Source organism: Micromonospora sp. DT229 (genome assembly GCF_049844505.1).
Classification (GTDB): Bacteria; Actinomycetota; Actinomycetes; order Mycobacteriales; family Micromonosporaceae; genus Micromonospora.
On the sequence record NZ_JBNCLD010000017.1, the window covers coordinates 26,713 to 35,178 of the forward strand.

Below are 8,466 nucleotides of genomic sequence, written 5' to 3' on the forward strand. Positions count from 1 at the left end.
TCCCTGCCCCTACCTGGACTTTCTTCTTCATGCTTGCGGGACGCGGAATTCCGAATTGAGAAACCGAAATCGCACACGTTGAAAAGTCGAAGAAGAAATCGATAGCGGAAATCGCTAGACTCGCTGTTCGGCGGCGGCACCGCCGGACTCGGGAAACCCCGTGCTCAACCGACGGTGGTCGGCCGGTCGGTGGTGAAACACTCCCGGATCCGGCGACGCCACACCTCGTAGTCCGGCTCCGGGCCGTCGTCGAGCCCACCGGCGACCACCTCGTCGGCGAGAGCCGCCGCCCGCTCGGTCTCGAGACCGGTCAGCGCGCGGACGGCGACGGCGGTGTGCGCCGGGGTGTAGCCGGCGAGGTCCCGCGCCCGCGCGGCGAACACCGCGCCCTGCGCCACGTGCGGGGCGTACCCACCGCTGTCGTCGCGCAACCGGGACAGCTGCTCACTGGACGCTCCACCGGCGAACGTCGCCGCAAGCCCCACACCGCTCCACAGGTCGGCGTGCCGCTCGGGCGCGAACCGGCCGACGGCGGCGGTCACCGCCGCGCAGTCCGCGCCGTGGATGAACCACAGCGCCCGGCCGATGCCCTGGTCGACCGCGTGCGGGAAGTAGTCGGCGCGGCCGAGCCACGGGTACGCCGGCAGCGTCTCCTGCCTCGTCACGTACCGCGCGGTGTGGAAGAAGGCCTTGTCGAACCCGTACCCGTCGACGGCCAGCCAGCTCATCGTGGGGTAGTACGGCGTACCGGTCAGATCGGGCACCACCTTGCGCCACAGCGGACGCGGCAGGCGGGCCATGGCGAAGCCGATGCCGATGTACGTCAGCAGGGTGTGCGGCACGGCGGGTCCGGTCAGGAACTGCCGGGCCCGTTGCGCCCGGCCGGTGCCCATCGCGTCGAGCACGGTGAGTGCCATCGCCGCGCCCTCGTAGGCGAACCCCCGCATCTCGACGTCGACGAGGTTGAGCCGGCGCTCCAACTCCCAGTGGCCGGGCGACTCGATGCCCCACTCGAAGCCGCAGATCACCGCCTGCGGTATCGCCTCCAGCCGCTGGGTGACCTCGTCGTCGCGGACCGGAAAACCGCGGCGGGCGAACGTCGTCTCCACCAGCGCGGGTGTCAGCACCAGCCGGCGCAGCGTACCGAGAGTGGTCGGCATGTCGTACTCCTCTCCTGGAACGTGCGGCGCGATCCGGACTCATCGTCATACGCCCGGACGGCGACGCGCGCCTCCTGGTGTGCGCTGACGTGCACGCTCAGGCGTCGGCGCGATGGTCAGGAGGAGTCCGGAGGTCGGCGGGCCGACACGACGGCCAGGACGAGCAGCGCCAGATCCGCAACGAGGAGTACGACGGTGAGCGGATCGTCCTTGACGGGCCGGCCGAGGGCCCAGATCTGGAAGGCCCACGCGAGGTGCTCGGCCCAGTGCGCGACGACGATGGCGCCGGTGTCAGCCGCCATTCTTTCGGCAGCGACGACTATCGAAATCTTCGAGAATGCGGCTGTTGCGCCCGGCTTCCGAACGATCATTCGTGGTGGTCGGCCGCGCCGCCCGGGGTTCTCCTTGGAGCCGACAGCGACGAACGCAACGACAGAGATGCCTCCCCTGCCCCGCCGCCGCACCGTTGAGAGGACTCGACAGAGAGGAAGTCCCGTGTCAATGGATAGCGCCGAGCAGGACCCGGACCGCGTGGCGGTTCTGGAAGCGTTCGCCGACACCATCGTCCCCGGGGCCAAACGGTCGCCCGAGGATCGGGCGATTGCGGGTGTCGTCGACGACGGGGGTGCGGTCGAGGCGGGGGCGGTGGCGCTGCTGGAGGATCCGGCAGGTGGCCTCCTTCCCGCACTCGACATCGCCGTGGCGGAGCTCAACGACTACGCCACGGAGTACGCCCGCGAAAACGGCCTCACCCTCGACGACGACGTACCCCCGTTCGTCGCGCTGCCTTTCGCCGACCGCACCGCCCTGGTGGCGCACCTGTGCGCGCCGGACCACCCGGAGAAGCAGATGTGGGTCGGGCTGGCCCTGTTCAGCAACATGGCCTACGACAGCGCCGCCCACATCAGTACGACGGAGGCCCTCGCCTCCGGCCACCCCGGACTGCTCGGCATCGGCTTCGCGAGTCCCGATGCGGACGGGCTGTGGCGCTTCTCCCGCTTCTCGTACGGCCGACAGTTGGCCGACCTCCACCCGGACACCACGACGACAGGCAGCCCTGCATGAGCACTGTGGAATCCACCGACGTCGTCATCATCGGCAGCGGCTTCGGCGGCGCGATCGCGGCCTACCACCTGGCGGCCGGCGGCGCCCGGGTCACCGTCCTGGAGCGCGGCCCGTGGCTGCGTGCCGACGAGTTCGACCACGACATGAAGCTCGGCAGTTCGTACACCCGGGTGTTCGACTTCGTGGTGGGCGACGGGATGAGCATCCTGGGGGGCAACTGCGTCGGCGGCGGCAGTGTCGTCTACTTCGCGACCATGCCCCGCGCGCCCCGGTTCGTCTTCGATCGGCGCGGCAGCATCGGCCGTCGCATGTGGCCGACGTCGATCACCCGCGACGCCCTCGACCCCTGGTACGACCGGGTCGCCGAGGCGCTGCCCATCACCACGACCTCGTGGGACCAGGTGCCGTACGCGGGCGGGCTGTGGGCGGCGGCGTGCCGGCACGCCGGTCGCACCGCCAACCCGGCACCGTCGGGGATCGACCTGTCCCGGTGCACCAACTGCAACTGGATGATGGCCGGGTGCCGGTTCGACGCGAAGCGCTCCCTGCTGCTCAACTACCTGCCGGCGGCGCAGGCGTACGGGGCCGAGATCCGGCCGTTGCACGAGGTGCAGAAGTTGACCCGCAACCATGACGGCAGTTACCGGGTGCACCACCGGATCGTCGACGGTGAGGACTACCGCGTCCTGCACGAGGCCGGCGAGATCGACGCGAAGATCGTCATTCTGGCGGCCGGCGCGGGCGCGACCCCGGTCATCCTGCAACGCTCGGAGCCGGATCTCGGCAAGATGCCGCACGCGGTGGGCCGGTACTTCTCCGGCAACGGCGAGCGCCTCAACACCGCGGTCTTCGACGAGCAGCGGGTACGCGACGTGCTCGGGCTCACCCGCGACGGCGGCAAGGCGTACGAGGCGTACCAGATCGGTCGCGGACCCACCGTGGCCAACTGGGACCGCCTGGACGGGTCGCTGCCCGAGTTCGAGCGGTTCTCGCTGGAGCAGCTCTACTTCCCCCCGGCGCTGGGCACGATCCTCGCGCAGGTGCCCGACGCGACCGGGCCGAGCTGGTTCGGGGTGGACAAGAAGGAGCTGATGCGGCGGTGGCAGTCGTGGCTGACCATCTTCATCATGTCCGAGGACGACAACGAGGGTGTGTTCGGGCCGCCGCCGGAGACCGGCAACGCCAACCGCTTCTCGCAGCAGATGCTGGGACACGGTCCGCTGCGGTACGAGCCGACCGCCAACACCCGACGGGGCTGGGACCTCGCCGACGCGGAGATCAAGGACATCCTCGAACGTGACGGTCTCGCCCGGGTCGCGCCGTGGACCAACGACCTGGTCGGCGCGTACACCGTCCACCCGCTGGCGTCGTGCCGGATCGGTGACGATCCGGCCACCTCGGCTCTGGACGACCGGCACGAGCTGCGCGACCACCCGGGCATCTTCGTGACGGACGGCTCGGCCGTGCCGGGGGCGCTGACGGTCAATCCCGCTTCCACGATCGCCGCACTGGCCGAACGGGCCATGCCCGGGATCGTGGCGGCAGCGCAGGCGCGCGGGATCGACGTACGATATGGCGCGCCAGCCCCGGACGGGGCCACGGCGGGCCGCCGCGCGGTGGCCCCCGGCGCCTGACCCGTTTGGCCGGCGCCACCGCGGCTGACGTTCGTCGTGGCGCCGGCCCGCCCGGATGGAGCAACCGTGACTTCGTTGTTCGCCCGTACCACCCGTCGGATCACGCTGGCGCACATCCGTCACGTTCCCACGGTCCCACCCCGCCAGGCGAGCGGCCTCGTGGCCCAGGTCTACCGGCAGGTCGAGGAGGACTTCGGTCTCCTCGCGCCACCGGTCGCGCTGCACGCGCCGGCACCGGCGCAGCTGGCGGCGGCCTGGACGATCCTGCGTGAGACGTTGATCGTCGAGGGCATGGTGAGCCGGGCCGCCAAGGAGATCGTCGCCGCCGCGGTGTCACTGGCCAACAGCTGTCCGTACTGTGTGGACGTCCACGGCGCCACCCTGGCCGGGCTGAATGCCGGTACGGACGCCGCGCACGTGATGGCGGACCGGATCGACGCGGTTGCGGATCCATCCCTACGCGCGCTGGCCCGCTGGGCCCGGGCGAGCGGCACGGCACCGTCGCGGGGATCGCCGGCACCTCCCCCCTTTCCCCGGGCACACGAACCGGAGCTGGTCGGCGTCGCCACTGCCTTCCACTACTACAACCGTATGGTCAACGTCTTCCTGCCGGACTCGCCGCTGCCACCGGTAAGCGGTCGCGCCCGGATGTTGGCTCGCAGCGCCGCGGCCTGGAAAATGGGCCGGCTGGCCCGGGTGCCGGCCCGGCCGGGCACCTCGGTCGACCTGCTGCCGACCGCGCCGCTGCCGACCGACTTCTGGTGGGCCGAGGGTCAGCCCCGGATCGCGGCCGCGTTGTCCCGGGCCGCTGCGGTGTTCGACGCCGGAGGCCAGCGCAGTGTGCCGGCCGGCGCGCGGCGGATGGTAGGCGATCTGTTGCCGACCGGCGAGCCACCGGCTATCGGCGCCGGCCGCTGGTTCGACGACACGGTGAACACGCTGCCCGCACACGAGCGCGCCCTGGGTCGTCTGACCCTGATGGTCGCGCTGGCTTCCTACCGGGTCACCGACGCCGTGGTCGAGGCCGTCAACGACCCGCACGACGGCCGGCGGGTCATCGAGATCGCCGGGTGGGCCAGCTTCACGGCTGCCCGCCGGGTCGGTGCGTCACTGGCCGCTGCCCGGTGAGCGGCACCCACGCCACCCGCACCGATACCAATTCATAGATTTACACGCGTAATACTAGCCAATAGGCCGGACGGCCATCCGAGCAGCGTACCGCAATTATCGGCACCGAGGCGACTGGCAGTATCGACTGCAAGTCGGATAAGTGTGCAAAAAGGAAGTGCCAGCGGCAAACGGACTATCCCGAGCCCGGCCACGCGCCCCTCTTCTTCGCCGCTTCGGCAGTCACTTCCGGGCGGCGGGTCGACGATGTTGAGCCGGCCGGAAAGAGGCCAGAAGATCCACCCTGAAAGGACGTCTCGTAGCTCGGTGAAGGCGCTGCTTGCTGGCGTCACTCAAGCAGGATGATGTTGTTGAGGTGGGCGATACCGGAAGCGGCGTTCGTCAATGTGCGGGCGCGGCGATAATCGCGCAGGATCTGGTAGGTCCTCATACCGGCCAGGGCGTGTTCGACCTGGGCTCGGACGCTGCGGTGGTGCCTGTTGAGGCTCTTCTTCCAGTCGGGCAGTGCTCTGCCGTCGGCTGGTTTGCGGCAGGGGATGATCACGTCGGGGTTGCCGCGGTAGGCGCCGTCGGCCATGACTGGCCGCCCCGTGAGCTCGGCGTCGATGCCGGAGGTGCGGTAGACGAGGGTGCCGTCGACGATCGTGACCTGGTCGACCCGCCGCCTGTGTACCGGGGCCAGGGCCAGCAGTGGGCCGAGGGTGTCGATGACCCGGTGCACCGCCGAGTGCGACACCCCGGACAGTGGACCGATCTGCCGCATCGTCAGGTTCGTCCGCCAGTACGCGGCGACCGGCAACACCCGATCGGCGAGGTCGAGTGACCACTGCCGGCCCGGTCGCCCGTCCGCGATCGCGTCACCGCCCCGCTCGGCGACCAGCCGGACCAGCCGGCGGAACTGGACGGGCTGCAACCCGGTGAACGGAAGGACCCATTCCGGGCGAGACGCCGTGATCACCTGCACCCGGACATGATCCACCATTACCGAACACCGAGTTACGGGACGCCCATATCCCCCCAACACCGACCGTGACGAAACTCTCAACGACGGTCGCAGCCGCAAGATGACCGCAAGTGGACTAATTTCCACTGTAAATCGGCTAATTGTATCCAGGAGCCCAGATATGGCCGGGCAACTTTCCCGGAATGAGGGGTCCGTCCGCTTTGAGGAGTGGCCGTGCGACGGCTCGACCAGCCGGCAAAGGCGGCCGGGTACTGGGCGGCGACCCCCCGCAGGCGGTCCACCCGACGCCCCGCCGACCGGCTTCGACCCGCCCTTCACCGGCCTGACCGGCCCACACATCTCCTTGACCGATCAATTATTGGTTATTTGTACAACCCATCCTGGAAAGTGGCACGCTCAGCTATCCATTTCCACAACGGCCCGACAGGCGGGAAGAAATCACCGTGCGTATTTCTACAACGGCTCGGCACGCGGGAAGGAATCACCGTCCGTAGTACAGCCCTCTTCACACTTGCGCTAGCTGGTCGGATCGCGACGCGAGCATTGCCTGCCGGCCAGTGCTCGGCTAACGTCGACGCTTAAGACGTACCGCCAACGGGGGTTCGGAAAGACGCTAAGCAATCAATTTAATTTGTTTGGCGTGTGCAATCGTTCGGTCGATACGGCAATGGGAACCGTCGCCACCAATATCGCGGAGCTGGATCACCCTGCCAGTTCGGCTGCCGTATCGCCGGGCAATCGCACCCGAGTTCCGACATGCGATCGATCGGAGGCACGGTGGAGGAGTCAATCGAGCTGGCCGTTAGGCGCGCCATCAACACGATGCGCCAGAACATGGGGGAGCAGCTCACCGTTGACGACATGGCCCGTGCGGCCCTGTTCAGCAAGTTTCACTTCACCAGGATCTTCCAGCGTGCGACCGGCGTGTCACCGGGTCGTTTCCTGTCGGCGCTACGCCTGCAACGCGCCAAGCATCTCCTGGTCACGACATCTTTGAAGGTCGCGGACATCAGTCTGATGGTCGGCTACAACAGCGTTGGCACCTTCAGCGCCCGCTTCAGCCGCAGCGTCGGCATGCCGCCGACGGTCTACCGGCAGCGGGCCGGGTACGCCAACCGCATCCTCAGCGCCGAGGACGGCGACAACCAGTCGCAGGCAAGGGTGCACGGCCAGATCCGCCAGGCCGGCGGCGACGAGCCGAGGCCGGTGTTCGTCGGGCTCTTCGTCGACCGGATCCCCCAAGGGAAGCCCATACGTTGTGCCGTGCTCCCTCGCGCCGGCCGCTTCGAGTTCGACCAGGTGCCCCTTGGCACCTGGTACCTGCTCGCGCAGTCCGTGTCCATGGACGACCAGCCTGCCGCCGACGTCACGGATCAGCATGGAGTCTTCGTGGCCACCCACGGACCAATCGACGTACGGGAGGACACGGTCGTCGACATCGACGTCGATCTGAAGCCGCTACGAACCCTGGATCCACCCGTGCTACTAGCGCTCATGAATGCGCGCAAGCTGGCGCTGACCCAGGTCGCGCAAAGCCGGGCCAGGACCGAGCTGGCGCCGAGCGTTGCCGCCGCGCCGAACGGCCGGCCGTTCACCTCGCCCGTCGCAGGCGGTCGTCCGTCCAGAAGGCCGCTGGAGACCGCGGATCGTTCGGCCGCATGACCACCCGGCCGGGTGCCTCCCCAGGTGCCCGGCCGGTGACCGTGCGGGCACCTGGGCGCCCTGACCGGAAGGTGCGCCGCTGACGATCGCTGCGGCCCATGCAAGACTCTGGCACCGGCTGGTGTAGGTAAGGAACGGCGATGCGCATCTCGGATCTCAGCAGGCAAACCGGTGTACCCGTGGCCACAATCAAGTTCTACCTACGGGAACGGCTCCTTCCGCCCGGTCGTCCCACCGCCCGCAACCAGGCGCAGTACGATGCGGAACACCGGCTGCGGCTCAGCATGATCCGCGCACTGACCAGTCTCGGACAGCTCGAGCTCTCGGCGATACGCGAGCTGCTGGGCGCCATCGAGGACAGTCGTAGGACCGTGGTCGAGCTCCTGGCGATAGTCAACCAGGCCCTGCATCCCACGGACAGCGCCAAGGATCCGGTGGAGACCTCGACCGAGCGTGCCCAGGTCGACGGGTTCGTCAACGGCCTGGGATGGGACGTGTCCGACGACGCGTCGAGCCGCACCACGCTGGCGCAGGTGCTGGCGGCGATGGACCGGCTCGGGTGCGGCAAGGGGGTCGAGTTCTTCAAGCCCTACGCGGAGGCGGCCGAGCAGCTCGCCACCCGGGAGCTGGACCTGCTCGAGGAAGGTCACGACGGCGGTGAGCGGGCGTCCGTCGTCGTACGCGCCATCCTTCTCGAGGTGGCGAACACCGCGATCCGCCGGATGGCGTACGAACACCTGGCGAACGAGCGGTTCCCCCGCCAGGGGCCGGACTGACGAACCGCCGGCCACGGGCGACACGAGTAGCGGGGTGGGGGGGCCCCCCCGGGGGGGGGGGGGCCCCCCCCCGCACC

Annotated in this window: 8 protein-coding genes; 5 read left to right on the top strand and 3 right to left on the bottom strand. The window is 69.0% G+C overall.

Features of this window, described 5'->3' with window-relative positions; all coding sequences use genetic code 11:
- Positions 1–164: 164 nt before the first annotated feature.
- Together ACLQ2T_RS22695 and ACLQ2T_RS22700 are read right to left on the bottom strand one after the other, a co-directional pair.
- The gene (locus ACLQ2T_RS22695) at positions 165–1,160 is read right to left on the bottom strand and encodes a DUF1702 family protein (protein ID WP_425768367.1); all 996 of its coding nucleotides are present in this window, start codon (positions 1,158–1,160) and stop codon (positions 165–167) included.
- 116 nt (positions 1,161–1,276) lie between these two features.
- Positions 1,277–1,462, bottom strand: coding sequence for a hypothetical protein (locus tag ACLQ2T_RS22700; RefSeq protein ID WP_425768368.1), 186 nt, complete (start codon positions 1,460–1,462; stop codon positions 1,277–1,279).
- A gap of 199 nt (positions 1,463–1,661) precedes the next feature.
- Here ACLQ2T_RS22700 and ACLQ2T_RS22705 point away from each other — a divergent pair, with 199 nt between their 5' ends.
- From ACLQ2T_RS22705 to ACLQ2T_RS22715, 3 genes are all read left to right on the top strand, one after another.
- The gene (locus tag ACLQ2T_RS22705) at positions 1,662–2,225 is read left to right on the top strand and encodes a DUF5987 family protein (RefSeq protein ID WP_425768463.1); all 564 of its coding nucleotides are present in this window, start codon (positions 1,662–1,664) and stop codon (positions 2,223–2,225) included.
- A complete protein-coding gene (locus ACLQ2T_RS22710; protein WP_425768369.1) occupies positions 2,222–3,859 on the top strand; it encodes an FAD-dependent oxidoreductase in 1,638 nt (545 codons plus the stop codon). Before ACLQ2T_RS22705 ends, ACLQ2T_RS22710 begins: the two co-directional genes overlap by 4 nt.
- A 66-nt stretch (positions 3,860–3,925) precedes the next feature.
- Complete coding sequence (locus ACLQ2T_RS22715; RefSeq protein WP_425768370.1) at positions 3,926–4,987, top strand: carboxymuconolactone decarboxylase family protein; 1,062 nt, start codon at positions 3,926–3,928, stop codon at positions 4,985–4,987.
- A gap of 328 nt (positions 4,988–5,315) precedes the next feature.
- On the opposite strand, the gene ACLQ2T_RS22720 is transcribed toward ACLQ2T_RS22715, so the two are convergent.
- Positions 5,316–5,951 (bottom strand): transposase family protein, encoded by a 636-nt coding sequence (locus ACLQ2T_RS22720; protein WP_425768371.1) that lies wholly within the window; start codon positions 5,949–5,951, stop codon positions 5,316–5,318.
- 777 nt (positions 5,952–6,728) lie between these two features.
- Here ACLQ2T_RS22720 and ACLQ2T_RS22725 point away from each other — a divergent pair.
- Both ACLQ2T_RS22725 and ACLQ2T_RS22730 read left to right on the top strand, forming a co-directional pair.
- Positions 6,729–7,613 carry a helix-turn-helix domain-containing protein gene (locus tag ACLQ2T_RS22725; RefSeq protein ID WP_425768372.1) on the top strand — a complete coding sequence of 295 codons (885 nt, stop codon included), beginning with the start codon at positions 6,729–6,731 and terminating at the stop codon, positions 7,611–7,613.
- 140 nt (positions 7,614–7,753) lie between these two features.
- A complete protein-coding gene (locus tag ACLQ2T_RS22730) occupies positions 7,754–8,389 on the top strand; it encodes a MerR family transcriptional regulator (RefSeq protein WP_425768373.1) in 636 nt (211 codons plus the stop codon).
- The last annotated feature ends 77 nt before the right edge of the window (positions 8,390–8,466 follow it).

Coding starts and splice junctions, on each gene's coding strand:
- ACLQ2T_RS22695 (WP_425768367.1), bottom strand. CDS start 1,160: ATGCCGACCACTCTCGGTACGCTGCGCCGGCTGGTGCTGACACCCGCG.
- ACLQ2T_RS22700 (WP_425768368.1), bottom strand. CDS start 1,462: ATGGCGGCTGACACCGGCGCCATCGTCGTCGCGCACTGGGCCGAGCAC.
- ACLQ2T_RS22705 (WP_425768463.1), top strand. CDS start 1,662: ATGGATAGCGCCGAGCAGGACCCGGACCGCGTGGCGGTTCTGGAAGCG.
- ACLQ2T_RS22710 (WP_425768369.1), top strand. CDS start 2,222: ATGAGCACTGTGGAATCCACCGACGTCGTCATCATCGGCAGCGGCTTC.
- ACLQ2T_RS22730 (WP_425768373.1), top strand. CDS start 7,754: ATGCGCATCTCGGATCTCAGCAGGCAAACCGGTGTACCCGTGGCCACA.